The sequence below is a fragment of the Rhodococcus sp. 4CII genome (assembly GCF_014256275.1).
Classification (GTDB): domain Bacteria; phylum Actinomycetota; class Actinomycetes; order Mycobacteriales; family Mycobacteriaceae; genus Rhodococcus_F; species Rhodococcus_F wratislaviensis_A.
The window spans coordinates 7,577,652-7,602,162 of sequence record NZ_JACCFE010000002.1; the positions used below are offsets into that span (position 1 = coordinate 7,577,652).

Below are 24,511 nucleotides of genomic sequence, written 5' to 3' on the forward strand. Positions count from 1 at the left end.
CCGGCTGTGCTCGCGCAGCCCCGTCGCCAGAGAAGGGCCCGTCATGAGTGCACCCGTGCGTGAGACCGCCGCGGCGAAGGTCGCATCCGGCGTCGACACGGGACTGCGCGCCGTCGGAGGCTTCTTCGAGCTGTGCGGTGAGACATTCCGCGCCCTCGCGAAGCGCCCCTTCCAGTGGCGCGAGTTGGTGCTGCAGTCGTGGTTCATCGTGCGCGTCGCGCTGCTGCCGACGCTCCTCGTCGCACTGCCGTTCACCGTGCTCGTGGTGTTCACTCTCAACATCCTGCTGGTGGAATTCGGCGCGGCCGACCTGTCCGGTGCCGGGGCCGGACTCGGCGCCGTCACGCAGATCGGACCACTCGTCACCGTGCTGATCGTGGCCGGTGCGGGCGCGACCGCGATCTGCGCCGATCTCGGCGCCCGCACCATCCGGGAGGAGATCGACGCGGTCCGGGTGCTCGGAATCGACCCGATCCACCGTCTCGTGGTCCCGCGCGTGCTGGCGTCGATGTTCGTGGCGGTACTGCTCAACGGCCTCGTCATCACGATCGGGCTCACCGGCGGGTTCCTGTTCTCCGTCTACATCCAGAACGTCACCCCCGGCGCATACGTGTCGTCGCTGACGTTCGTGACCGGGCTGCCGGAGGTCATCATCTCCGAAGTCAAGGCCACCCTCTTCGGGCTGATCGCCGGCCTGGTCGCATGTCATCGGGGGCTCACCGTCAAGGGCGGCCCCAAGAGCGTCGGCGACGCGGTGAACGAGACCGTCGTCTACGCCTTCATGGCCTTGTTCGCGGTCAACGTCGTGGTCACCGCCATCGGCGTCAAATTCGGAACAGGAGCCTGACGAACATGACAGTGCACAAGACCGTCGCCGGAAGCCGGCACCCGAAACTGGCTGACATGGCCGGTGCCCCCGTCCGTATCCTCCAGGCGATCGGGCACCAAGCAGACTTCTTCGGCAAGACCATCCGGCTCGCCCCGCACGCGATCTCCAGCTACAAGAAGGAGACAGTGCGACTGATCGCCGAGATCGGCATGGGATCGGGCGCGATGGCCATCATCGGCGGCACCGTCGTCATCGTCGGATTCATGACACTGTCCGGCGGAACACTTCTCGCGATCCAGGGTTTCAGCTCGCTCGGCAACATCGGTGTCGAGGCCCTGACCGGATTCTTCGCCGCGTTCATCAACGTGCGCATCGTCGCCCCAGTAATTTCGGGCATCGCACTCGCGGCCACGATCGGCGCGGGCGCCACGGCCCAATTGGGTGCCATGCGCATCAGCGAAGAGATCGATGCGCTCGAGGTCATGGGCATCCGCTCCATGTCGTATCTCGTCTCGACACGCCTGATCGCCGGCATGATCTCGATCGTCCCGCTCTACTCGATGGCCGTGATCATGTCATTCGTCGCCTCCCAGTTCACCACCACGTACGTCTACGGACAGTCCTCCGGCGTATACGACCACTACTTCACCACCTTCCTGCGCCCCACCGACCTGTTCTGGTCGTTCCTGCAAGCGGTGGTCATGGCGCTGGTGGTGATGCTCATCCACTGCTACTACGGCTACCACGCACGCGGCGGACCTGCCGGCGTGGGAGAAGCGGTCGGACGTGCGGTCCGGACCTCGCTGATCGCGGTCGTCTCGGTCACTCTCATCGCATCCCTGGCGATCTACGGAGCGTCCGGCAACTTCAACCTTGCGGGCTAGGGGTAAACGAACATGCTCTCGACAAGAAGTGCCAAGTCGCACTATCACCCACCGCCCCTGAAAACGAAGGGCGCAGCGCTCGTCCTCGGACTCGCGGCGATCCTGTTCGGCTGCCTGCTGTCCTTCAACGGCGCGTTCACCAGCACAGTTCCCCTGACCGTCGTCTCGGACCGATCCGGCCTGGTGATGGATCAGGGCGCCAAGGTGCAGCTGAACGGAGTCCAGATCGGCAAGGTCCGCGAAATCGACCACGTCGCTGACGGAGCAAGCCTGCAACTCGACATCGACGAGCAGTGGTTCGGACTCCTCACCGCCGACACCGTCGCAGAGATCAAGGCCACCACCGCATTCGGGTCGAAATACGTGGCCCTCGAGATCCCGGACGGATCGTCGGCCGAGCCTCTCGCGGCCGGACACGAGGTGCGATCGCGCAACGTCACCACCGAGATCAACACGGTATTCGAGAACCTGACCTCGGTCACCGAACACGTCGACGCAGCAAAGCTGAACGCGACACTCGGCGCGGTCGCCACCGGCCTCCGTGGCCGCGGCAATCAACTCGGCACCACGATCACCGACGCCAACACCTTCCTCGCAGCCGTCGACCCAACCCTGCCGACCCTCGCGAACGACTGGCGCGACGCCGCCATCACGGCGAATACCTACGCGGAAGCCGTTCCCGACTTCATGGCCTTGCTCGGCAACGCCAGCGTCACCTCGGACACCCTGGTCGCCGAGGAGAAACCGCTCGAGTCCACCCTCCAGGCATTCCGCACGATGGGCGACGAGGGATTCGGTATCGCATCCGAGAACGAGAAGAGCTTCCTCGACGCCATGAGACTATTCGTGCCCACTACAGCTCTGCTGGCCGAATACAGCCCCGAATACGCGTGCCTGTTCCAGCAGGCCGCGACCACTGCCGAGGCCGAACAGCGCTTCGGCGCCGGAAACACCGGCTACTCACTCGAACTGGACGCGGGCATCATGCCCGGCGACGACAACTACACATACCCCGAGAATCTTCCGATCGTCCAGGGCCGGGGTGGACCCGGCGGCGCTCCCGGCTGCTACCCGGAGATCACCAAGGACATGTTCCCAACCCCGCACCTGGTGGTCGATGGCGGCGCGAACATCGCCAATGCCACCGCACCCCGTGCCGGATCGCCGAGCTTCGTGGAGTACCTCTTCGGCACCACCATCGGAGGGGTGACCCCGCGATGAAGATCTCGACAACGGCAACGAAACTCGCGATCTTCGCGATCGTGATGGTCCTGTTCACCGCAGCGGTCGTCATCGTCTTCGGACAGTTCCGCTTCGGTAGCGAAAAGCAGTACAGCGCAGTCTTCGACGACGTGTCCGGACTCCGGGACAACGAGTTCGTCCGCGTCGCGGGCGTCGAGGTCGGCAAGGTGAAATCGGTCGACGTGCGGGAGGACTCCACGGCGAGGGTGACCTTCGCGCTGACGAAGAACGTTCCCCTCACCGAATCGACACGCGCGGCAGTGAAATTCAGCAACCTCATCGGCGATCACTACCTCGAACTGATCGAAGGGTCCGGTCCGCTCACCCCGCTGGGCGAAGGCGACACTATCCCCGTCGAACGCACCGTGCCGGCGTTGGACCTCGACGCGCTGATCAACGGCTTCCGGCCATTGTTCAAGGCACTCGACCCCGAACAGGTCAACGCGTTGTCCGGCTCCCTCGTCGACGTCTTCCAGGGACAGGGCGGCACCATCGACCACTTCCTGCAGCAAGCCGGCCAGCTGACGTCGGTCCTCGCCGACCGGGACCAGTTGATCGGGGCCGTGATCGGCAACCTCAACACCCTGCTCGGGACCGTCGACCGGCGGAACGCCGAGTTCAACCAGGGCATCGATCAACTCCAGCAACTCGTCTCCAGGCTGGGGGAGCAGTCCGATCCGCTCGGCGACGCCCTCGTCCACATCGACGACGCATCGAGTTCGATGGCCGCGTTGCTCGACTCGACCCGTCCGGACATCAAGGAAGACATCACCCAGGCCGGCAGGCTTTCCGACCAGGTGGTCGCCGATCAGGACTACATCAACTGGGCGTTCAATTCCCTTCCCGCGGCCTACAACAAGCTGTCGAGGCTGGGCCTGTTCGGTGACTTCTTCACGTTCTACCTGTGCGATGTGCAGTTGAAGGTGAACGGCCCGAACGGAGACCCCTTATACATTCCGATCGTCGGCCAGCGGGCCGGGAGGTGCACTCCACAATGATTGGCTCCAAGACCGCACGAATCGGCCTGATCGGCATTGCGATCACCCTCATCGTCGTGCTCACCTCCATGAACTTCGAGAAGCTGCAGTACCTGACCACGTCCTCACACTATTCGGCGTACTTCGGTGACACCGGCGGCCTGTTGACCGGCGACAAGGTCATGGTCGCCGGGGTCGAGGTCGGCAAGGTCCACGACGTCGAACTCGACGGAGACAAGGTCCTCGTCGAATTCACCGCGGACGGGGTGCGCCTGGGCAGCAAGACCGAACTGTCGATCAAGACGCGGACCGTGCTCGGCAACAAGTACCTCCAGGTCACACCGCGCGGCGACGACGACCTCCTCGCCACGGACGACGTCATCCCGCTCGCCCAGACCACCACGCCGTACCTGCTCACGGACGCCCTCGGTGACCTCACCACGACGATCAGCGGACTCGACACGGACAAACTGACCGGGGCTCTGCAGACGCTGGGCGAGACGCTCGATCAGACCCAACCGAACCTCAGCGCTGCGCTCGACGGAATGTCCCGGTTCTCGGACACCGTCAGCTCCCGGGACCAGCTGATTCAGGACCTCTCCCGCAACGCCGAATCGGTGACGGGTGTGCTGTCCGAGAGGAGCAATCAGATCGACAAACTGCTCGTCGACGGCAACACCCTGTTCGCCTCACTCGAGCAGCGACGCCGGGCAATCGACACACTGCTCGGCAACGTCACGGCGGTGACCGCGCAGGTGAACGGTCTCGTCGACGACAACGAGGCACAGCTGCGGCCCGTGCTCGACCAGCTGAACACGACCACCGGCCTGCTCAACCAGCAGAAGGACAACCTCGCAGCGTCGCTCAAGCCGTTGTCGCAATACGCGACGTCGCTCGGGGAATCCGTGGCCTCCGGCCCGTTCTTCAAGGCCTACATCATGAATCTGCTGCCCGGGCAGTACCTGCAGCCGTTCATCGACGCCGCGTTCTCCGAGCAGGGCATCAACCCCGGCACCCTGAACGGGCAGAACACCTTCCCGGTGACCTGTGGAGACAACAGCGCTCCGGGCGCCGTTCCCCCCGGCAGCACGACGCCGTTGCCGAACCCGAGCAACTGCCCGGTTCAGCCCGGCGAGCTTCCGGTCGCGAACTCGACGCAGCCGCCGGCGCCGCCCGCGCTCCCCGCGCTGCCGCAGATCTCCATTCCCGGTCTGCCCCCACTGCCCGGACTGGGCGGATAGGACATGTCGACCATGTTGAACACATTCCGAGGCTCACGCCGCGTCTGGATCGCCGCGCTCGTCGTGGTGACCGTCGCCGTCGTCGCCGCCACCGGGTGGAGTTTCTACCGCACGAGTTCCACGACGACCGTGACGGCGTACTTCGCGAACACCAACGGAATCTACGTCGGCGACCAGGTGAAGATCCTCGGCGTCGACGTCGGAAAGATCGACGCGATCGAGCCGGACGGCGAACGGATGAAGGTCACCTTCCACTACGACTCGCAGTATCAGGTTCCCCAGGACGCCAAGGCCGCGATCCTGTCCCCGAGCCTCGTCACCTCCAGGGCGATCCAGCTGACCCCCGCCTACACCGGAGGCCCCGCCCTCGCCGATCAGGACGAGATTCCGCTCGAACGCACCGCGGTGCCGATCGAGTGGGACGACTTCCGCGCCCAACTCCAGCACCTCTCCGAGTCGCTCGGCCCCACCCAGGACAGCGCCAACGGCCCACTCGGCCAGTTCGTCAACGATGCCGCGGATTCGCTCAGCGGCAAGGGAACCGACATCAACACCACCCTGACCAAGTTGTCCGAGGCGATGTCGACACTGTCCGACGGGCGGGACGACGTGTTCGCGACGGTGCGCAACCTGCAGGTGTTCGTCTCCGCGCTTGCCGCGAGCGACCAGCAGATCGTGCAGCTCAACCAGAACCTCGCATCGGTCTCCGGCGTACTCACCAACTCCGATCAGGAACTCGCCACCTCACTCGACAGCGTGGACGCCCTCGTACACCGCATCGGTCAGTTCATCGGCGACAACCGGGAAGGCCTCGGCAAGTCCGTCGACGATCTCGCCGCGGTGACGACGATGCTCAACGAATCACGCCCGGACATCGAGCAGCTGCTGCACGTCCTGCCGAACACATTGCAGAATTTCTACAACATCTATCAGCCCGCCCAGGGCTCGATGACCGGTGCGCTGGCGGTGACCCAGATGCAGAACCCCATCCAATTCATCTGCGGTGCAATCCAGGCCGCGAGCCAAAAGGGTGCCGCCGAATCGGCGAAACTCTGCGTCCAGCATCTCGCCCCGGTCCTCAACCTGATCCAAATGAACTACCCACCCGCGGGCGCAAACCCGATCACCAGCGTCCAGGTGCGCCCCGACCAGATCGACTACAGCCAGGACTCGCTGCGCGGCACGGTGCCGACGGCACCCCCGGCGCGCACGATCGACGCCCGCGTCGGCATTCCGGGCCTGCTCGGGCTGGCCATACCGACGACGAGTGGAGGCCGATGATGTTCCGGCGCAAACCCCTACGACGGTCGATCGGCCTCGCATTGACCGGGCTGTCCGCGGCACTGCTCACCGGCTGCAGCTGGGAGGGCGCGAACTCACTGCCACTCCCCGGCACCGAGGGATCGGGAGACGGCTCCTACACCGTGACCATCCAGATGCCGAACGTCACATCGATCCAGCGCAACAGCCGCGTCCGAGTACACGACGTGACCGTCGGAAACGTCACGGACGTGCAACTACAGGACTGGCACGCCCTGGTCACCGTGCGACTCGACGGCGGTGTCACCCTCCCGAAGAACGCCACCGCGAAGATCGGACAGACCAGCCTGCTCGGCTCGCTCCACGTCGAACTCGCCGAACCGCTCGACGAGTCCCCGAGCGGCTCGCTCCGGGACGGCGACACCATCCCCCTCGATCATGCGGGCCAATACCCGACCACCGAGCAGACCCTGGCGGCCGTGTCGGTGGTGCTCAACGGCGGAGGCCTCGGCCAGCTGCAAGAGATCGACACCCAGCTCAACGCCGCCCTCGGTGGCCGCGAGTCGGACGTACGCACCTTCCTGACCCAGCTCGACACATTCACGAGCGCACTGAACACCCAGAAGGACGACATCCTGACAGCGTTGGAAGGACTCGATCGGCTCTCGCTCACCGCGAACGAGCAGACCCAGACCCTCGAAAGCGCACTCGAACGGATACCGCCCGCCATCGAGACCCTCAACCGGCAGAAGGAGAACCTGACCGGGTCGGTGACCTCAGTCGGCAATTTCGCCGACGTCGCGAACCGGACGGTGACGGCCGGGTCCGAAGACATTCAACAAAACCTGCGGGATCTCGCTCCGACCCTGCGCGAGTTGGCGAACGCCGGACCGGGCCTCGCCGGTTCCCTGGGCATGCTGCCCACCTTCCCGTGGCCGCTTGCCGGTCTCCCCAAATACATCCAGGGCGACGCGGGTAACCTCTCCGCCACCCTCGACCTCACCATGGGCCGCATCGACGCCAACTTCCTCCAGGGCACACCGCTCGCCGGCACCCTCTACAACGCGGAGACCGCCCTGGGTCGCACCGTCGGCCGAATGCCGACCGCGGACAAGAACCCGTTGACCGTTCCGCTCGAGTCGGTCGTGATCCGAGGTGGACAGTGATGCTCACCCGTTTCGTCCGCATCCAACTGACCATCTTCAGCATCCTCACCGTGATCGCGCTGGCGGTGATGGGTCTGCACTACATGCGCCTCCCCGCGATCGCCGGCCTGGGCCAGTACGAACTCACTGTCGACCTGCCCACCAGCGGCGGCCTCTACGGAACCGCCAACGTCACCTACCGCGGTGCCACGATCGGCACGGTCACCGACGTCGTGCCCACGGCCACGGGAGCACACGCAACCCTGCGAGTCGACAGCACCACCAAGATCCCCGCAGACGCACGTGCTGAAGTGCACAGCCGGTCGGCGATCGGTGAGCAATACGTCGATCTCGTCCCCACCGGCCTCGACGGACCGTACCTGGAGGACGGCGATCTGATCCCCGTCGACCGGACGTCGGTGCCACAGGACATCGCCCCGATGTTCGACACCGTCAACAAGGGCCTCGAGGCCATCCCCGAGGACAAGCTCGCCACCCTGATCGACGAAAGCTACAACGCCTTCAACGGAACCGGTGAAGATATCCAACGACTGCTCGAGTCGTCGAGCGCGGTAGCAGCCACGGCGGCCGACACCGCCGATCCCACGGCCCGGCTCATCGAAGACGCCGCGCCGTTCCTCCGATCCCAGGTGGACAGCGGCCCGGCCCTGCAGGAATGGGTACGACATCTCCGCGAGGTCAGTGCGCAAGCGGCCGGACGTGACGCGCAGGTACGCAGCATCTTCCAGACCGCGCCGGCGGCGTCGACGGAGCTGACGGAACTCTTCCGGCGACTGCGCCCGACCACCCCGATCCTGCTGGCCAATCTGACCAGCCTCGGCCAGGTCGCCGTCACCTACAACCGGTCGCTCGAGCAGGCGCTGGTACTGGTGCCCCCGAGCGTCGGACTGATGAAGACGATGACCGTCCCAAACGAGGACACCACGGGAGCAGCGTTGATGGACTTCAACCTCAACCTCAACACCTCCCCGCCCTGCACCACAGGATTCCTCCCGGCCTCCGAGCGGCGCGACGGTTCGGCCGTCGACTCGCCGGTCCGCACCTCCGATGCGATCTACTGCGCCGTTCCGCAGGACGCCGACGTCGCTTCTCGCGGTGCCCGGAACATGCCGTGCATGGACAAGCCGGGCAAACGGGCACCCACCGTCGAAATCTGCAAGAGCGACGAAGAATACGTGCCCAAGGGCACGAACCCCTGGGTGGGCAATCCCACCCCGACCACCGACAACCCGCTCGCGGCCGAGGGCAACGCCGCATTCGACGCGATCGGTGTCCCGCAACCTGTCGCCGCACCGGCGTCGGTGGGAACTGCGGGTTACAACCCCTCCACCGGTGAATACCGGGGTGCCGACGGACAGGTCTACCGCCAGTCCAACCTGGCACCGGGCGGGGTGCCCACTCTCGAAAATCTGCTGACCCAAGGACGCTGATCATGGTGCGACGCGCAACTTCCCGACCCGCAGCCACCGCGGCAGACGCCGCGGCCCAGGCCTCCCGAGCCGCCGCCGAAGCGGAAACGGCGGCGCGCGAGGCCGAGGCGGCCCTCGCCCGAGCACTGGCCGAGGACGAGTCCCACGTCGCGGACGACGGTTCAGAGGACGCCGAGGAACCCGTCCGGCGGACCCGGAAGCGTCCCCGCCGGGCCCTCGCCGGTGCCGTCGTCTCGGCCGTTGCCGTGGTCGCCCTCGCGTCGACGTCCGTCGGGCTCTCGCACTCCCACACCGCCCGTCAAGCCGCCGCCGACCAGGATCTCGAACTTCTGCAGGGAACCCGGCAGGCGGTGATCAACCTCATCACCCCGAGCGCTGCCGACCCGGCGGGAAGCGCACAGCGGATTCTCGACGGTGCCACGGGGGAGTGGAAGACCGAATTCGAAAGCACCAAAACGGAATTCATCGACACCATCGCGCAGTCGAAAACCGAATCCACAGGGGAAATCCTCGGCGCCGGAATCGAACGCGCGCACGACGACGGCACCACCTCGGTCATGGTGTCCGCCGTGACCAAGGTGACCAACGCCGCCGGCGCCAAGGACGAACCCCGGACCTGGCGGCTGCGCGTGCAGGTCGGCAAGGACGGAGATCTCTATAAACTCGCGAAGATCGAGGTAGTGCCATGACCGTGAACCAGACCCTCGAACGCGTCACCGACACGATCGACGACACCGGACCCACCGAGCCGGCGCGGCGATGGCGTTCGTCGCGGACACTGATCGTCCTCGCGACGATCACACTGGTACTCCTCGGCTACAGCGCGATCCTGCACTTCGCCATCGGTGCTCGAGACCACAGCCTCGAACAAGTGCGTACCGGTGCCGCCGCGGAGATCGGGACACTGACCGCCACCGTCCTCAGCTACTCACCCGACACCGTCGAGGCCGACGTGGAGACGTCGAAAGTGCATCTCACCGGTGACTTTCTGACCCAATTCAGCGACCTCTCAGCCAGCGAGGTGGTGCCCCGCGCCAAGCAGGACGCGATCAGCGCGAAGTGGGACGTGACCGGTACGTCCCTGGTCACCGCAGAAGCCGACACCGCCACCGTACTGGTGTTTCTGCACGGCACCGTGACGAGCGGCGCGACGCCCCACACCGAGGACCTGTCGAGCAGCGTGCGCGTACGCGCCGAACGGACCGGCCAATCCTGGTCGATCTCAGACCTCGAGCCCCTGTGAAGGCGCTAGATCATGAGAAGGAGTCGAGTAGCCATGGTGTTGGGACGCCGTAGCCGGCAGACAGCACGTCCCGGTCGAGTCGACGACCTGCGGGAGCAGGTCCAGCGCGCCCGGGCGGCGGCGGATTCGGCCGCAGCAGCGGCCCGAGCGGCCGCGGAAAACGCCGAGAAGGAACGAGGCGACGACGGCGCGAGTGAGCTGCCGGAGAGCCCGCCGACGGGGCGCCGGTCGGCACGCTATCGGGCGGTGGTCGCCGCGGCGGCCGTGGCCTGCCTCGGCGCCGGCGCCCTTGCGATACAGACCACCCTCGATCACCGGGCGACCCAGCGCAGCGTCGCCGCCGACACGCGAGTCCTCGCCTTCACCGAGGACGCAGTGGCACGGTTGCTCTCGACCGACACCGACGATGCCAAGGCATACGTCGAGCGCGTCCTCGCGGACTCGACCGGCGACTGGCGCACCGAATTCGAACAACGGAAGACGGCGACGATCGACACCATGCGGCAAGCCGGAAACCGGACCGCAGGCCGGACACTCGAAGCGGGAATAGAAGGGCGAGAGAACGACACCACGACAGTCCTCGTCTCCGCGACGGCGCAGACCACCCCCGCGCCGGCCGATCCCGCCGCCGCCCCGGAACCGCAGATTCAGCAGTACCAGATCCGAGTAGGAGTCACCATGGTCGACGACCAGCCCAAGCTCTCGAGTGTCGGATTCGTCCAATGAGCACCGCAGTGGACGTCAAACAGGGCGACCTCGACGCAAATAGCGACCCCTCGCTGAACGACGATGCCACCTCGACGGTCAGACGGATCGCGGCGGTGGCGGTCGACGTGCTACCCGCACTGGTCGTCGGTGTCGCCGGTCTCGCACTGGCGGCGGTATCGAACTTCGCGGTCTGGGGTATCGCGGCCGCGGTGGTCGCGATCGGCGGCGCACTCGCGTACCTCGGGTGGAACAGTGTGGTCCGTCGCCGTCGCGCCGGATTCACCGCCGGGCGATCGGTCCTCGGGATCAGCGTGCACGGAACACTCAGCAAGGCGGAAGGTCTGGCGCTGTGCGCGGCGCCGGTCGTCGCGGTCGGTGCACTCGTCGCCGTACAGATCGGGATACAGCGGGCGGATGACATGAGCATCTCGGACGCCCGCGCGGCGACGGTCCAATTGGCGTCGGACGGCGCCGCCGCGCTCCTCTCGTACACCCCCGAGACGGTGGACGAGGATCTGGACCGAGCCTCGGGACTGCTGACCGGCGACCTCCTGAACTCGTATCGGCAGCTCGCCGGCGACGTCGTCGGTCCCACCGCAAAGGATAAGAACGTCACGATGCAGGCAGTACCGGTCGGCGCCTCGGTGGAGTCGGTGACCACCGATACCGCGCAGGTGCTCGTCTACGTGAACCAGACGACCACGATGGCCGAAACCCCCGAACCGTCACAAACCCAGAATGTCGTCCGCGTGACCTTGAGCCACGTCGACGGCGACTGGTTGATCTCCGGCTTCGATCCGCTCTTCTGACCCCCTCCCACTTGCAGAAGGAAGAACTCACATGGTCCTCATCGATCTCGTCGACCCCGTTCAGAATCTCGTCACCGCGATCGCGTGGCTGCTGCTGCGCGGACATCTGCCGCCGGCCTGACCCTCACGACCCGACGAACTGTCCATTCACAAAGTACGAACACTCTGTATAGTTAGGAATCATGACGACCTCAGCAGCCCCGTCGGCATCGCCGACCGCACCCGGCGTTGATGCGGCAACCCTCTGCGCCGCTTTCCAATACACCGTATCGAAGGACCCGGGATCGGCCGCACTGCGTGCCCACGGCGACGCGACCGCGCTGACCCGTCGTGAATACGCCGACGCGGTGGAGGCGATCGCAGGCGGGCTCGCCGGACTCGGCGTCGGGCGCGGCGACACCGTCGGTCTGATGATGACGAACCGGCCGGAGTTCCACCTCGTCGACACCGCGGCACTTCACCTCGGCGCGATACCGTTCTCGATCTACAACACCTCGGCACCGGATCAGATCGAATATCTGCTCGGGCACGCCGAGAATCGGGTAATGCTATGCGAGCGAGTATTTCTCGATCGAATCCGTGCGGCGGGGACACCGCATCTCGAACACATCGTGGTCATCGATCCCGCAGCAGAGGACACGGATGTGCTCTCACTCGACGACCTGCGGGCCAAGCAGCCTGACGGCTTCGACTTCGACGCCGCCTGGCGTGCCGTCCAACCGGACGACATCGCGACCCTCATCTACACCTCCGGGACCACCGGCCCGCCCAAGGGCGTGGAACTCACGCACGCCAACCTCACGTTCGTTCTCCGGACATGCCACGAGCGCTTTCCGTTCCCCGCTCAGGGGCAGTGCATTTCCTATCTGCCCACCGCGCACATGGCCGACCGCGTGTTCTCCCACTACCTCCACATGGTCACCGGCTGGACCCTCACCACCGTGCAGAACCCGGCGCAGTTGTTCGCTGCCATCGCTGAGGTCCACCCGACCTGGTTCCTCGGGGTTCCGCGAATCTGGGAAAAGCTTCGCTCGGCACTGCTCGCTCGATTCGCGTCGAATCCGCCCGAACAACGCGCCGCGATCGACGCCGCACTCGACGCCGGGTTGCGAAAGGTCCGAGTCGAACAGTCCGGAAAGCCGGTACCCGAAGACCTCGCAGCCACCTACGCGCAAGCCGACTCGACGGTGCTCGCGCCACTGCGTGCACAACTCGGACTCGACGAAGTCGTTCTCCTCATGACCGGAGCCGCACCCATTCCCTCCGTCGTACACGAGTTCTTCCTCGCGATCGGGCTGCCGTTGGCCGAGGGATTCGGCATGTCCGAGACCGGCGCCCTGGGTATGACCAACCTGCCCGGCGACATCCGGCTCGGCAGCGTCGGCAAAGCGATGCCCGGCACCGAGGCGCGTACCGCCGACGACGGCGAACTCCTGCTCCGCGGGGCGCACGTCATGCGCGGATACCGGAAGGATCCGGTGAAGACAGCTGAGGCCATCGACGACGACGGCTGGCTGCACACCGGTGACATAGCCACGATCGACGACGAGGGCTTCGTCCGGATCGTGGATCGCAAGAAGGAGCTGATCATCAACGCGGCGGGCAAGAACATGTCGCCGGTCAACATCGAAGGCGCGCTGAAGGGCGCATCTCCCCTCATCGGGCAGGCGTGCTGCGTCGGCGACGGGCGACCTTACAACGTCGCACTGCTCGTGCTCGACCCCGACGCCGCAGCGGCATTCGCGTCCGAACACGGTCTGCCTGACTCATCGGCTCACGCGGTCGCGCAGGACCCCCGGGTGCAGGCAGCGATAGCGAAAGCCGTCGACGATGCGAACGAACAACTGTCCCGGGTCGAGCAGATCAAACGGTACGAACTCCTCGACGAGGAGTGGTTGCCGGACGGAGCAGAGCTCACCCCGACGATGAAACTCAAGCGCCGTTCGATCGCGGGCAAGTACACCGATCTGATCGAAACCCTCTACCGCTGAGATTTCGTCGCGCCGTCACCCTTCCCACCGAAGTGCCTTCATCGGGCATCGTGAAACAGCCAGGACGATCTGATCGCGGTGTTCGCCGGGACGGGTGACGGCCCTCAGCGCCGGCTGTCCGTTGTCATCAAGCTCGAGTACATCGGGTGCAAGGGACTCGCAGATACCCAGGCTCATGCATTTCGTGCGGTCGATTTTGATAGTCATGATTGTCCTTTCCTGTAAAGAGCTGGATGGGCGCGGTCGGCAGTAAACTTCTTGCCGACCGCGCCCAATCTGATTGCTAACCGCCTACGGTCACCGGGCTGCGCCGCGGAACCTTTCCCTTGTTGGCCGCGATGTCGGCCGTTAGCGTGTCGGGGTTCGCCACCTCTTCCTTCCGTGACGTTCCCGGCAGTTCGATCGCACTGTTGAACACGCTCAGCGTCTTGAATGCTTTGGCTTCGTCGTTGTGCGGAAGTATGCGTCCGACCTTGTCCATCACCGAGATGAACGGGCGCGCAGTAGGTAACGCGAATCGCCAGGGTGTGCGCTCCACGTCGAGCATTTCACTGACGTACTCGGGCTGCCAGTTGCGGATCAGACCCCACGCCAACCGGCGACGACGTTCGGTCGTCATAAACTTTGCAACCGGACCGGGCAAGATCTCGACGTCGCCCGGAGGCTTCTCGGTGCTGTACTCGATAATCGTCTTGACGACATCCCGGCAGAGGTCGTCGGCAGGAAGCTCGATCAGCTTGTGGAACTTCACCTTCATCCGGGCGTCGTCCACGTTCGTGTGGAGTACGGCTTCCGGAACACCGATGACCCAGCCGACGTACCGGCACAGCGCGAAGATGTCTTCCTCCTCACGGTCACTGATACGGATGCCGGACGCCCGAACCCCGTCGACAAACTGCGTGCCAAACTGGCCGGCCTGGGTGTTCATCGAGTCGAGGTTGCTGATCGGCAATCCCCAGGACTGCCAGTCCCAGTGCGGCGAGTGGCTCAGCGTGTGACGCACCGCGGCGTGGATCATGCGGACCTTGGCTGTCAACCGGAATCCGTCCTGGTCGCGCCGCATCCCGCCCGGCGTGTGGGCGGCGACGACGTAACGGAAGCTCTCTGTCAATCGGCCGCCCACCGCGGATGGATCTTTGAGTCGGCCGCTGAAGAGCACGGGCCTGGTCGAGCTGTACATGGAGAATCCTGCGCCGATCGACGAGTAGGACAACACCATTCCCGCAACAGATCCGACGCGCCAGTACGCAACAGCACCACGGTACAGCTGATCGAAGTCGACCCACTCCGGAATATGGTCCAGCTGGCGGAAGAGCCCAACCAGCCCGTCGGACGGGTTGTCCAGCGAGTCGATGCCGTGGTCGAGGGCCTGCTCGAACATCCCCCAGTTGGCATTCTTGGACTTGTCCTTGAAATCGAGAAATGCGCGGTACGCGTGGTCATCGCCCAACAGTGCGTGATCGGTGAGGCGTTCGGTGTAGTCGCGGCCGAACCGGGAGATCGCCTCCTGTCGGTTGTTGATCCGATCGAGGTCGATGCCTCGGGGCAGACCCTCGGGAACATCTAGGGATCCTTCACGGCGCGGTGCTGTTTGCGTGGTGGCCATTACCGACGCTCCTTGTCCTGGTGAGTATTCGAAAGTGTCGAATCACGCAGATGGCGGGCGATGTGCACGTCGCCGTTCTGTGTGATCGGACCGACGGTACCTGTGGCACATGCCACAGTCAACATGTCTGGCTGCTATGTTTGGACACTATGTATGGTCCCGTGTTCAGGGATGCATACTGTCATTGTCGAGAAGGAGAGAGGCATCATGAATGCGACAACCGAAACGGGCTTGTTCGACGTCTCCGGGGCGCGGGTGCTCGTCACCGGCGGTACCGGCGGAATCGGCCTGATGATCGCCCGCGGGTTCGTCCGAGCCGGCGCCGAGGTGATCGTCTCGTCGCGAAAGGCGGATTCGGTTCGCGCGGCGCAGGAGGATCTGGGCAGTGAGGGCATCGCAACCGGAATAGTCGGGGACGTCTCGACGCCGGACTCGGCGCGGGCGCTGGCCGCCGAGGTTTTGGCGCAGAGCCCGAAGATCGATGTGCTGGTGAACAACGCGGGCACGACGTGGGGATCTCCGATGGAGGAGTTTCCGGATTCGGCGTGGGACCGTGTCATGCATACCAACGTCGAGGGGGTATTCCACCTCACGGTGGCGCTGCTTCCGGGGTTGCGCCAGGCGGCGTCGCAGTCGGGACGTGCGGGGATCATCAATATCGGTTCCACGGATGGAATCAATGTCCCAGAGATGGACAGCTTCAGCTACGGAGCGAGCAAGGCTGCGGTTCATCACCTGACGCGTCATCTCGCGAAGAAACTTGCCCCGGAATCGATCACCGTCAACGCGATCGCACCGGGGCCGTTCGAGAGCAAGATGACCAGATTCGTTTTGGACGATCCGGCCGCGAACGCGGCGGTGACTGCGAGCATTCCGCTGGGGCGGTTCGGTAGTCCCGAGGATGTCGCGGGGCTGAGTATCTTCCTCGCGTCGCCGGCCGGGAAATTCCTCACGGGTACGGTCATTCCGCTGGACGGCGGCATTGTGGGTTGTGGCAGCTCGGCGCGCTTTTGAGGGGTCGCAAAAACCGCGCGAGGACTGTACAGCGTGTATGAACGCACTGTAGGGTAGGTGTCGGTTCTAGGTCACATTCCTCATCGTCTCCGTGCACGCCATGGGACAGCCGGCTTCCTTCCGGACGCACAGTGACCGCCACGGACGTCTCGTCACCGATCGTTCCGCACCTATATCGCGTCAGTCTCCGAGGAGGAAATATGCCTGATGAAGCTTTTGTATACGAGGCCATCCGCACACCGCGCGGCAAGGGAAAGAACGGCTCTCTCCACGGCGTGAAGCCGGTCGACCTGGTGGTCGGCCTCATCCGGGAACTGAAGATTCGCTATCCCGACATGGATCCCGCACAGATCGACGACGTCGTCCTCGGTGTCGTGACCCCGGTTGCCGATCAGGGCGCCGTCATCGCACGCACGGCAGCGCTCGTCGCAGGACTTCCTGATTCGGTTGCCGGAGCCCAAGTGAGCCGATTCTGTGCCTCGGGCCTCGAAGCGGTGAACCTTGCGGCCCAAAAAGTGCGATCGGGATTCGAGAGCCTGATCATTGCCGGCGGCGTCGAATCGATGTCGCGGGTTGCCATGGGCTCCGACGGTGGCGCGCTCTTCAACGACCCTGCCACCAGCTACGACCACTACATCGTTCCGCAGGGAATCGGCGCCGACCTGATCGCCACCATCGAAGGATTCTCCCGGGCGGCCGTCGACGGGTACGCCGTCCGCTCACAGCGACGAGCCGAAGAGGCGTGGTCCGGCGGCTACTTCGCGAAATCCGTCGTCCCCGTCCATGATATGAACGGAGTCCCGATCCTGGACCATGACGAGCACCGCAGACCGGGAACAACCCTCGAGGCTCTGAAGAAGATCTGGCCGTCGTTCGCAACCATCGGCGAGATGAGTGGATTCGACGCGGTTGCACTGCAGAAGTACACGTCTATCGAGCGTATCGAACACGTCCATCACGGCGGAAACTCGTCCGGAATCGTGGACGGAGCCGCGGTAGTCCTGATCGGGAACGAAACGGTGGCGAAGCGATACGGAATGAGCCCGCGAGCACGGATCGTCGCCACCGCGGTCACCGGATCGGATCCGACGATCATGCTCACCGGCCCTACGCCGGCGACAGAGAAAGTCCTGGCACTCGCCGGCCTGACCGTCGACGACATCGACCTCTTCGAGCTCAATGAAGCGTTCGCATCGGTCGTGCTCAAGTTCCAGAAAGATCTGAACATCCCGAGCGAGAAACTGAACGTCAACGGTGGCGCCATCGCGATGGGCCACCCCTTGGGGGCCACCGGCGCCATGCTGGTCGGCACCATGGTCGACGAACTCGAGCGTCGCGGCGACCGGAGGGCACTCATCACTCTGTGCGTCGGTGGTGGCATGGGCATCGCGACCATTATCGAGCGGGTCTGAGAGAGAACGGAATCCGACAACATGATCGAATCGAAGACCATCCGATGGGAACAGGACGACGAAGGCATCGTTCTGCTGACTCTGGATGACCCGGATCAGTCCGCCAACACCATGAATACGAACTACGTCGAGTCGATGGAAGTGGTCGTCGATCGACTCGAGCAGCAGTGCGCCACCGTGAAGGGCGTCGTCATCACCTCGTCGAAGAAGACCTTCTTCGCGGGGGGCGATCTCCACGAACTGCTCGCCGCCAAGGTGGAGGACGCCGCCGAGATCACCGCACACACCAATCGCGTCAAGTCGCAACTACGACGCCTGGAAACCCTGGGATTCCCGGTGGTCGCCGCAATCAACGGCGCGGCGCTGGGCGGCGGACTCGAGATCGCGCTGGCGACCCATCATCGAATCGCACTGGACGCGAGGGGAGTCGTCATCGGACTGCCCGAGGTATCGCTAGGTCTGCTACCTGGCGGTGGCGGCATCGTCCGGACCGTGCGCCTACTTGGACTCGACAGCGCGCTGACGAATGTGCTGCTCAGCGGCAGGCGCTACGCTGTGCTCGACGCAAAGGCACTCGGGCTGGTCGACGACACCGTCACGTCGCTAGAGAACCTCGTCCCCGCGGCGAAGGCATGGATCAAAGAGAATCCCGCCGCCGCGCAGAAGTGGGATTCCGAGGGCTACACGATCCCCGGCGGCATTCCTGCACATCTGCCGTCGCTTCCTGCGCTGCTGCGCAAACAGCTCAAGGGTGCACCATTGCCGGCGCCGCGAGCGATTCTCGCGGCAGCCGTGGAAGGCGCTCAGGTCGACTTCGGATCTGCCAGCCTGATCGAAACGCGCTATTTCGTGCACCTTGCAACCGGACAGGTCGCAAAGAACATGATCACCGCGTTCTTCTTCGACCTGCAAACGATCAGCTCCGGCGGAAGCCGACCCAAGCAATTCCCGAAATACGCCGCGAAAAAGGTCGGTGTCATTGGGGCCGGAATGATGGGTGCAGGCATCGCCTACGTATCGGCGCGCGCCGGTATCGATGTAGTCCTGAAAGACGTCACCCTCGACCAGGCACAACAGGGCAAAAGGTACGCGGAGAAACTCGAAGCCACGGCACTCGCCAAGCGGCAAGCTACCCCGGGGAAGTCGAAGGCTCTGCTCGACCGCATCACCCCGACAGACGACCCGAAAGATTTCGCGGACGTCGACTTCGTGATCGAGGCTGTATTCGAAAACGTGGAACTCAAGCAGACGGTCTTCCAAGAGATCGAAAACGAGGTCGCACCGGACTCAGTACTCGGATCCAATACCTCCACCCTGCCGATCACAGTGCTCTCCGAAGGTGTCACACGGCCCGACAACTTCATCGGAATCCACTTCTTCTCCCCCGTCGACAAGATGCCGCTCGTCGAAATCATCACCGGCAAGAACACCTCCGCGGAAACCCTTGCGAAGGTCGTCGACTACACCCTGCAGATCCGGAAGAGTCCGATCGTCGTCAATGACAGCCGCGGGTTCTTCACCAGCCGGGTCATCGGAAAGTTCCTCGAGGAAGCGATAGCCGCCGTCGGCGAGGGTGTCGACCCGGCAATTGTGGAACAGGCGGGGGCACAGGCAGGTTACCCGGCACCACCGCTCCAACTCCTCGACGAATTGACGCTGACCCTTCCACGCAAAATTATCCGTGAGAACCGCGCTGCTGTGGAAGCCGTCGGAGGGACCTGGGTAGAGCATGGCTCGGCCATCGTGTTCGACCGCATGATCGACGAGTTCGATCGTCAGGGGCGTTCGACCGGAGCAGGCTTCTATGACTACGACGACTCCGGCAAACGCACCACCCTCTGGTCAGGGCTTCGTGAGAAGTTCGCATCCGGAAGTACGTTGATCCCCTTCGAAGATCTCCAGGAGCGGATGCTGTTCTCGGAGGCACTCGAGACAGTTCGGTGCTTCGACGAAGGCGTGCTGAACTCGGTGGCCGACGCCAACATCGGCTCAATTCTCGGAATCGGATTCCCGGCGTGGACAGGTGGAGTCATCCAGTACATCAACGGATATCCCCAGGGTCTACAGGGTTTCGTCGACCGAGCGCGAGAACTTGCCGCACGCTACGGAAACCACTTCCTCCCCCCGGAATCGCTGGTTACCAAAGCCACTCGCGGTGAGATCTACCGGTAACCGCGCAACTTCAGCAGAAAGTCATGATGTGAGTACATCGGAAAGAAGAGACCCAGGCCGATCTGCGCCCACTGTGGGTGTTGTTCGGGAGTCGAACGACGGTGAGCGTCGGGTGGCGTTGGTGCCGAAGGTCGTGGCCGCGTTGATCGCCAAGGGCGTCGACGTGGTCGTCGAGTCGGGGGCCGGATTGGACGCGTTGATTCCGGACGAGTTGTACAAGGATGCCGGGGCTGCTATCGCGGACCCGTGGTCGGCGGACGTGATCGTGAAGGTGGCGCCGCCGTCGGACGAGGAAGTCGGCCGCCTGTCGTCGGGGCAGACGTTGATCGGGTTCCTCGCCCCCCGCAATCAGGACAATCAGGTGGCCGCGCTGAAGGCGGCCGGCGTGCAGGCCTTCGCGGTGGAGGCGATCCCGCGGATCTCCCGCGCCCAGGTGATGGACGCGTTGTCGTCGCAGGCGAACGTGTCCGGGTACAAGTCGGTGCTGCTGGCGGCGTCGGAGTCGACCCGGTTCTTCCCGATGCTCACCACCGCGGCCGGCACGGTCAAGCCGGCGTCGGTGCTGGTCCTCGGTGTCGGTGTCGCCGGTCTGCAGGCCCTGGCGACGGCGAAGCGGCTCGGCGGCCGGGCCACCGGCTACGACGTCCGCCCGGAGGTCGCGGACCAGGTCCGGTCCGTCGGTGCGCAGTGGCTCGATCTGGGGATCGACGCCGCCGGTGAGGGCGGCTACGCCCGCGAGCTGACCGAGGCCGAACGGGCGCAGCAGCAGCAGGCGCTCGAGGATGCGATCAAGGGCTTCGACGTGGTCATCACCACCGCCCTGGTGCCGGGTCGTCCGGCACCCCGGTTGGTGACCGCCGCCGCGGTCGAGGGCATGAAGCCCGGCAGTGTGGTGGTCGACCTGGCCGGGGAGACCGGCGGCAACTGCGAGCTCACCGAGCCCGGTCAGACCGTCGTCAAGCACGGGGTGACGATCTGCTCGCCGCTGAACCTGCCCGCCAGCATGCCCGAGCACGCGTCGGAGCTGTACTCGAAGAACATCTCCGCCCTGCTGGAGCTGATGTTGGTCGAGGGCCGGTTGGCTCCCGATTTCTCGGACGAGGTCCTCGCCGCCGCCTGCGTCACCCGCAAAACCAAGGAAACCTCATGATCACAACACTGTTCAGGATCGCGGTGATACCGCTGGCGTTGGTGCTCGACCACATGATGGCACCTCGCCGGATACGCGAATTCTATGACTACATCGATGAGTACGGAGACGACCTCGACCTGACCGGCCGTCGGGAGGTGTCGTAGATGTATACCGAATTGTTGGCGAACATCGCGATCCTGGTGTTGTCCGGGTTCGTGGGCTTCGCGGTGATCTCGAAGGTCCCGAACACGCTGCACACCCCGCTGATGTCGGGCACGAACGCCATCCACGGCATCGTAGTGCTCGGCGCGCTGGTGGTGCTCGGCAAGGTGGAGAACCCGCCGTGGGGGCTGCAGGTGATCCTGTCCGTGGCCCTGGTGTTCGGAACGATCAACGTGGTCGGTGGTTTCGTGGTGACCGACCGGATGCTGGGCATGTTCAAGTCCAAGCCCGCCACACCGACGGCTGTTGCCGCTGCCGCTGAGAAGGGTGGGGACAAGTAATGGACTACCTCGTCAACGTGTTGTACATCGTGGCGTTCTCGATGTTCATCTACGGTCTGATGGGCCTGACCGGCCCGAAGACCGCGGTCCGCGGCAATCAGATCGCCGCGGTCGGCATGGGAGTGGCCGTGGTCGCCACCCTGATCTCGATCCGGGACACCTCCAACTGGGTGCTCATCATCACCGGTCTGGTGATCGGTGTGGTCCTCGGGGTGCCGCCGGCGTTGCGGACGAAGATGACCGCGATGCCGCAGCTGGTGGCGTTGTTCAACGGCGTCGGCGGCGGCACCGTCGCCCTGATCGCCTACGCCGAATTCCTGGACTCGGACGGGTTCACCGCGTTCACCCACGGTCAGACCCCGACCGTGCACATCGTGATCGCCTCGCTGTTCGCGGCGATCATCGGCTCGATCTCCTTCTGGGGATCGGTGATCGCATTCCTCAAGCTGCAGGAAACCCTGCCGGGCCGGCCGATCGGCATCGGCCGGTTGCAGCAACCACTCAACGCGCTGCTGCTGATCGGGGCGGTCGCGTTGGCGGTGGCCATCGGCATCAAGGCCATCGACCCGACCGCACCCACCTCCCAGTGGTGGATCGTCGGGGTGCTGGTGTTGGCGGCGGTGCTCGGGTTGATGGTGGTGCTCCCGATCGGCGGCGCCGACATGCCCGTGGTGATCTCCCTGCTCAACGCGCTCACCGGTCTGTCCGCGGCGGCCGCCGGTCTGGCCCTGAACAATCAGGCCATGATCGTGGCCGGCATGATCGTCGGCGCCTCGGGTTCGATCCTGACCAACCTGATGGCGAAGGCGATGAACCGGTCCATCCCGGCGATCGTGGCCGGCGGGTTCGGCGGCGGCGGTGCGGCGGCCGCGGTCGGCGACGGCACCGCCAGGACGGCGAAGTCCACCTCGGCGGCGGACGCGGCGATCCAGATGGCGTACGCCAACCAGGTCATCGTCGTCCCCGGGTACGGGTTGGCGGTGGCCCAGGCGCAGCACGCGGTCAAGGACATGGCCAAGCTGCTCGAGTCGAAGGGTGTCGAGGTCAAGTACGCGATCCACCCGGTCGCCGGCCGGATGCCCGGGCACATGAACGTGCTCCTGGCCGAGGCCGACGTCGAGTACGACGCGATGAAGGAAATGGACGACATCAACGACGAGTTCGCTCGCACCGACGTCACCCTGGTGATCGGTGCGAACGATGTCACCAACCCGGCCGCCCGCAACGATCCGTCGTCGCCGATTCACGGGATGCCGATCCTGAACGTGGATCAGTCGAAGTCGGTGATCGTGCTCAAGCGGTCGATGAACTCCGGGTTCGCCGGCATCGACAACCCGCTGTTCTTCGCCGACACCACCTCGATGCTGTTCGGGGACGCGAAGAAGTCGGTCGCCGAGGTCACCGAAGAACTCAAAGCGCTGTAGGCCCTCCGGGCCCGTGCGTGGTTGACGAGTGCAGACACTCGCTAATCACGCACGGGCGTGAAGCGCCTCGCAATGATCGCCATGTCTGGACAGGGGGTAGATTGATGCGGGTGACAGGAGGTTCCACAAGACGGCGGCCGCGACGGTTCGACGGGCAGAGTCCCACCGAGTTGGCGGTCTTCAGTGCGACCGAGCAACTATTGACCGAGATGCCGTTCGAGGATATCTCGGTAGCGCAGATAATCTCGCGAACTGGCCTCTCCCGTGCCAACTTCTATCACTACTTCGCCAACAAGTACGACGTCTTGGTTGCCATGGCAACGCAGCTGTTCGACGACACGTACACGGAATCCGGCCCGTGGCAGGCACCTCCGGGAAAGCTGCGTGCACGATCCATGGATGCAAGCGTGCGTCCGACCCTCGAGATGTGGTCGAAGCATGGTGGGGTGGTGTGCGCCGTGGTCGAACACATGCACAGCGTGCCCGTGGTCGCCGAGGTGTGGACGGCCACGTTCGACCGTTTCGTGAGCGCGGTCGCGGAACAAATCGCCTACGAGCGTGAGGTGGGAGCGGCGCCTCCGGGTGCCCCTTCCGAGCTGATTGCGACGGTGCTGGTATGCGGAATCGAGCGGTCGTTCTACGTCGGGACGCGCGCGCTCGATGCGCGTCTGCCCACCGCGGACAGCGCTGTCGCGCCGATCGTGGCATTGACACTCGCCGCGATCTACGGCGATTGTGAACCAGGGCGAAAGCCGAAGCGTCCGAGTAAGAACCGCCGCCCGAACCCGGTGGCGGTCGCGCCCGCCTCCCTTGTTCAGCCCGCGCTCGCCGCCTCGGAGACAGCGGCAACCATCCTGGAGGCGACGAACTCACTGCTGATGGAGTGTGCGCTCGGCAAACTGAGCGTCGCACGGATCATCGAGCGTGCACACGCATCACGAGCGACCTTCTACTTCTACTTCACCAGTAAGGACGACGCATTCGCGGCGTTGTACCGAGGCGTCGCCGAAACGACGATCAGGGGTTTGCAAGAATTGCTGACGGTGGACCGATCCGACACCGAGAACATCAAGACCATGGTGATGGACTGGCTGGCCCCCGACGAACGTACCCTGGTCGTCTTGCGGAACGCGCTCCACGAATGGCCACGGCGACCGGAGCTTCGACGCGTGTACCGCGACGGAATGGCACGGATGGCCGACGTACTCGAAACTGTCATCACGACGGACCGGGCAAACGGTGTCGCCCCTGACGGGCCGCCAGCAGCTGCGCTATCCGCTGTTCTCCTCTGGACCATAGAACGCACAGTCGCCGGCGCGTTGGCTCGGGAAGATAATCTTGCCGACTTCCGTGAGGTGACCGCGCTGCTCGCCCAATTGACAGTGTCGGCGATCTACGGTAATCCTACCGGTCTAATGTCGCAGCAGCCCAGCGAATCTCACACGCACACACCTTACTAACAGGTAGT

At 64.6% G+C, this 24,511-nt stretch carries 23 protein-coding genes; 21 read left to right on the top strand and 2 right to left on the bottom strand.

Translation table 11 applies throughout. The features are described 5' to 3' along the window. The first annotated feature begins 43 nt into the window (after positions 1-43). The 13 genes from H0B43_RS35575 (at position 44) to H0B43_RS35635 (ending at position 13,780) form a co-directional block, all read left to right on the top strand. Positions 44-847 (top strand): ABC transporter permease, encoded by an 804-nt coding sequence (locus H0B43_RS35575; RefSeq protein WP_185723716.1) that lies wholly within the window; start codon positions 44-46, stop codon positions 845-847. Positions 848-903: 56 nt separating this feature from the next. After that, complete coding sequence (locus H0B43_RS35580; protein ID WP_252189901.1) at positions 904-1,713, top strand: ABC transporter permease; 810 nt, start codon at positions 904-906, stop codon at positions 1,711-1,713. A 12-nt stretch (positions 1,714-1,725) separates the two neighbouring features. Next, entirely contained in the window at positions 1,726-2,934 is a 1,209-nt protein-coding gene (locus H0B43_RS35585) for an MCE family protein (RefSeq protein WP_185723714.1), read from the top strand. Then, positions 2,931-3,953 (top strand): MCE family protein, encoded by a 1,023-nt coding sequence (locus tag H0B43_RS35590; protein ID WP_185723713.1) that lies wholly within the window; start codon positions 2,931-2,933, stop codon positions 3,951-3,953. Before H0B43_RS35585 ends, H0B43_RS35590 begins: the two co-directional genes overlap by 4 nt. Next, positions 3,950-5,173 (top strand): MCE family protein, encoded by a 1,224-nt coding sequence (locus H0B43_RS35595; protein ID WP_185723712.1) that lies wholly within the window; start codon positions 3,950-3,952, stop codon positions 5,171-5,173. Before H0B43_RS35590 ends, H0B43_RS35595 begins: the two co-directional genes overlap by 4 nt. A gap of 3 nt (positions 5,174-5,176) precedes the next feature. Next, a complete protein-coding gene (locus H0B43_RS35600) occupies positions 5,177-6,454 on the top strand; it encodes an MCE family protein (protein WP_185723711.1) in 1,278 nt (425 codons plus the stop codon). Next, positions 6,451-7,599: an MCE family protein gene (locus H0B43_RS35605; RefSeq protein ID WP_185723710.1), complete on the top strand. Its 1,149-nt coding sequence runs from the start codon at positions 6,451-6,453 to the stop codon at positions 7,597-7,599. Before H0B43_RS35600 ends, H0B43_RS35605 begins: the two co-directional genes overlap by 4 nt. Beyond that, a complete protein-coding gene (locus tag H0B43_RS35610; protein ID WP_213015340.1) occupies positions 7,599-9,029 on the top strand; it encodes an MCE family protein in 1,431 nt (476 codons plus the stop codon). Before H0B43_RS35605 ends, H0B43_RS35610 begins: the two co-directional genes overlap by 1 nt. A 2-nt stretch (positions 9,030-9,031) precedes the next feature. Continuing rightward, the gene (locus H0B43_RS35615; protein WP_185723708.1) at positions 9,032-9,718 is read left to right on the top strand and encodes a hypothetical protein; all 687 of its coding nucleotides are present in this window, start codon (positions 9,032-9,034) and stop codon (positions 9,716-9,718) included. Further along, on the top strand, positions 9,715-10,272 hold the full coding sequence (locus tag H0B43_RS35620) for a hypothetical protein (protein ID WP_185723707.1): 558 nt from the start codon (positions 9,715-9,717) through the stop codon (positions 10,270-10,272). The genes H0B43_RS35615 and H0B43_RS35620 overlap by 4 nt, the downstream gene beginning before the upstream one ends. A 33-nt stretch (positions 10,273-10,305) precedes the next feature. Next, positions 10,306-10,998, top strand: a complete 693-nt coding sequence (locus H0B43_RS35625; protein WP_185723706.1) for a hypothetical protein — start codon at positions 10,306-10,308, stop codon at positions 10,996-10,998. Continuing rightward, entirely contained in the window at positions 10,995-11,789 is a 795-nt protein-coding gene (locus H0B43_RS35630; RefSeq protein WP_185723705.1) for a hypothetical protein, read from the top strand. The genes H0B43_RS35625 and H0B43_RS35630 overlap by 4 nt, the downstream gene beginning before the upstream one ends. Positions 11,790-11,971: 182 nt before the next feature. Next, positions 11,972-13,780: a long-chain fatty acid--CoA ligase gene (locus H0B43_RS35635; RefSeq protein ID WP_185723704.1), complete on the top strand. Its 1,809-nt coding sequence runs from the start codon at positions 11,972-11,974 to the stop codon at positions 13,778-13,780. Positions 13,781-13,795: 15 nt separating this feature from the next. On the opposite strand, the gene H0B43_RS35640 is transcribed toward H0B43_RS35635, so the two are convergent. Then, positions 13,796-13,987 (bottom strand): ferredoxin, encoded by a 192-nt coding sequence (locus H0B43_RS35640; RefSeq protein ID WP_185723703.1) that lies wholly within the window; start codon positions 13,985-13,987, stop codon positions 13,796-13,798. Between the two features lie 76 nt (positions 13,988-14,063). Then, positions 14,064-15,386: an oxygenase MpaB family protein gene (locus H0B43_RS35645; protein ID WP_185723702.1), complete on the bottom strand. Its 1,323-nt coding sequence runs from the start codon at positions 15,384-15,386 to the stop codon at positions 14,064-14,066. Positions 15,387-15,593: 207 nt separating this feature from the next. Between H0B43_RS35645 and H0B43_RS35650 the strand changes: the two genes are divergently transcribed. From H0B43_RS35650 to H0B43_RS35685, 8 genes are all read left to right on the top strand, one after another. Next, entirely contained in the window at positions 15,594-16,400 is an 807-nt protein-coding gene (locus tag H0B43_RS35650; RefSeq protein WP_185729653.1) for an SDR family oxidoreductase, read from the top strand. 200 nt (positions 16,401-16,600) lie between these two features. Continuing rightward, positions 16,601-17,812 carry an acetyl-CoA C-acetyltransferase gene (locus H0B43_RS35655; RefSeq protein ID WP_185723701.1) on the top strand — a complete coding sequence of 404 codons (1,212 nt, stop codon included), beginning with the start codon at positions 16,601-16,603 and terminating at the stop codon, positions 17,810-17,812. A gap of 21 nt (positions 17,813-17,833) precedes the next feature. After that, a complete protein-coding gene (locus H0B43_RS35660; RefSeq protein ID WP_213015341.1) occupies positions 17,834-19,984 on the top strand; it encodes a 3-hydroxyacyl-CoA dehydrogenase NAD-binding domain-containing protein in 2,151 nt (716 codons plus the stop codon). A 28-nt stretch (positions 19,985-20,012) separates the two neighbouring features. After that, positions 20,013-21,134, top strand: a complete 1,122-nt coding sequence (locus tag H0B43_RS35665) for a Re/Si-specific NAD(P)(+) transhydrogenase subunit alpha (RefSeq protein WP_185723700.1) — start codon at positions 20,013-20,015, stop codon at positions 21,132-21,134. Continuing rightward, positions 21,131-21,280, top strand: coding sequence for a hypothetical protein (locus tag H0B43_RS35670; RefSeq protein ID WP_185723699.1), 150 nt, complete (start codon positions 21,131-21,133; stop codon positions 21,278-21,280). The genes H0B43_RS35665 and H0B43_RS35670 overlap by 4 nt, the downstream gene beginning before the upstream one ends. Next, positions 21,281-21,619 carry an NAD(P) transhydrogenase subunit alpha gene (locus H0B43_RS35675; RefSeq protein WP_185723698.1) on the top strand — a complete coding sequence of 113 codons (339 nt, stop codon included), beginning with the start codon at positions 21,281-21,283 and terminating at the stop codon, positions 21,617-21,619. Further along, entirely contained in the window at positions 21,619-23,043 is a 1,425-nt protein-coding gene (locus H0B43_RS35680) for an NAD(P)(+) transhydrogenase (Re/Si-specific) subunit beta (protein ID WP_185723697.1), read from the top strand. The genes H0B43_RS35675 and H0B43_RS35680 overlap by 1 nt, the downstream gene beginning before the upstream one ends. Before the next feature lie 104 nt (positions 23,044-23,147). Then, positions 23,148-24,503 carry a TetR/AcrR family transcriptional regulator gene (locus H0B43_RS35685; RefSeq protein WP_185729651.1) on the top strand — a complete coding sequence of 452 codons (1,356 nt, stop codon included), beginning with the start codon at positions 23,148-23,150 and terminating at the stop codon, positions 24,501-24,503. The last annotated feature ends 8 nt before the right edge of the window (positions 24,504-24,511 follow it).

Bases quoted from the DNA above. Each gene is read 5' to 3' on its own strand.
- H0B43_RS35575 (WP_185723716.1), top strand. From the start codon at position 44: ATGAGTGCACCCGTGCGTGAGACCGCCGCGGCGAAGGTCGCATCCGGC.
- H0B43_RS35580 (WP_252189901.1), top strand. From the start codon at position 904: ATGGCCGGTGCCCCCGTCCGTATCCTCCAGGCGATCGGGCACCAAGCA.
- H0B43_RS35585 (WP_185723714.1), top strand. From the start codon at position 1,726: ATGCTCTCGACAAGAAGTGCCAAGTCGCACTATCACCCACCGCCCCTG.
- H0B43_RS35590 (WP_185723713.1), top strand. From the start codon at position 2,931: ATGAAGATCTCGACAACGGCAACGAAACTCGCGATCTTCGCGATCGTG.
- H0B43_RS35595 (WP_185723712.1), top strand. From the start codon at position 3,950: ATGATTGGCTCCAAGACCGCACGAATCGGCCTGATCGGCATTGCGATC.
- H0B43_RS35600 (WP_185723711.1), top strand. From the start codon at position 5,177: ATGTCGACCATGTTGAACACATTCCGAGGCTCACGCCGCGTCTGGATC.
- H0B43_RS35605 (WP_185723710.1), top strand. From the start codon at position 6,451: ATGATGTTCCGGCGCAAACCCCTACGACGGTCGATCGGCCTCGCATTG.
- H0B43_RS35610 (WP_213015340.1), top strand. From the start codon at position 7,599: ATGCTCACCCGTTTCGTCCGCATCCAACTGACCATCTTCAGCATCCTC.
- H0B43_RS35615 (WP_185723708.1), top strand. From the start codon at position 9,032: ATGGTGCGACGCGCAACTTCCCGACCCGCAGCCACCGCGGCAGACGCC.
- H0B43_RS35620 (WP_185723707.1), top strand. From the start codon at position 9,715: ATGACCGTGAACCAGACCCTCGAACGCGTCACCGACACGATCGACGAC.
- H0B43_RS35625 (WP_185723706.1), top strand. From the start codon at position 10,306: ATGGTGTTGGGACGCCGTAGCCGGCAGACAGCACGTCCCGGTCGAGTC.
- H0B43_RS35630 (WP_185723705.1), top strand. From the start codon at position 10,995: ATGAGCACCGCAGTGGACGTCAAACAGGGCGACCTCGACGCAAATAGC.
- H0B43_RS35635 (WP_185723704.1), top strand. From the start codon at position 11,972: ATGACGACCTCAGCAGCCCCGTCGGCATCGCCGACCGCACCCGGCGTT.
- H0B43_RS35640 (WP_185723703.1), bottom strand. From the start codon at position 13,987: ATGACTATCAAAATCGACCGCACGAAATGCATGAGCCTGGGTATCTGC.
- H0B43_RS35645 (WP_185723702.1), bottom strand. From the start codon at position 15,386: ATGGCCACCACGCAAACAGCACCGCGCCGTGAAGGATCCCTAGATGTT.
- H0B43_RS35650 (WP_185729653.1), top strand. From the start codon at position 15,594: ATGAATGCGACAACCGAAACGGGCTTGTTCGACGTCTCCGGGGCGCGG.
- H0B43_RS35655 (WP_185723701.1), top strand. From the start codon at position 16,601: ATGCCTGATGAAGCTTTTGTATACGAGGCCATCCGCACACCGCGCGGC.
- H0B43_RS35660 (WP_213015341.1), top strand. From the start codon at position 17,834: ATGATCGAATCGAAGACCATCCGATGGGAACAGGACGACGAAGGCATC.
- H0B43_RS35670 (WP_185723699.1), top strand. From the start codon at position 21,131: ATGATCACAACACTGTTCAGGATCGCGGTGATACCGCTGGCGTTGGTG.
- H0B43_RS35675 (WP_185723698.1), top strand. From the start codon at position 21,281: ATGTATACCGAATTGTTGGCGAACATCGCGATCCTGGTGTTGTCCGGG.
- H0B43_RS35680 (WP_185723697.1), top strand. From the start codon at position 21,619: ATGGACTACCTCGTCAACGTGTTGTACATCGTGGCGTTCTCGATGTTC.
- H0B43_RS35685 (WP_185729651.1), top strand. From the start codon at position 23,148: ATGCGGGTGACAGGAGGTTCCACAAGACGGCGGCCGCGACGGTTCGAC.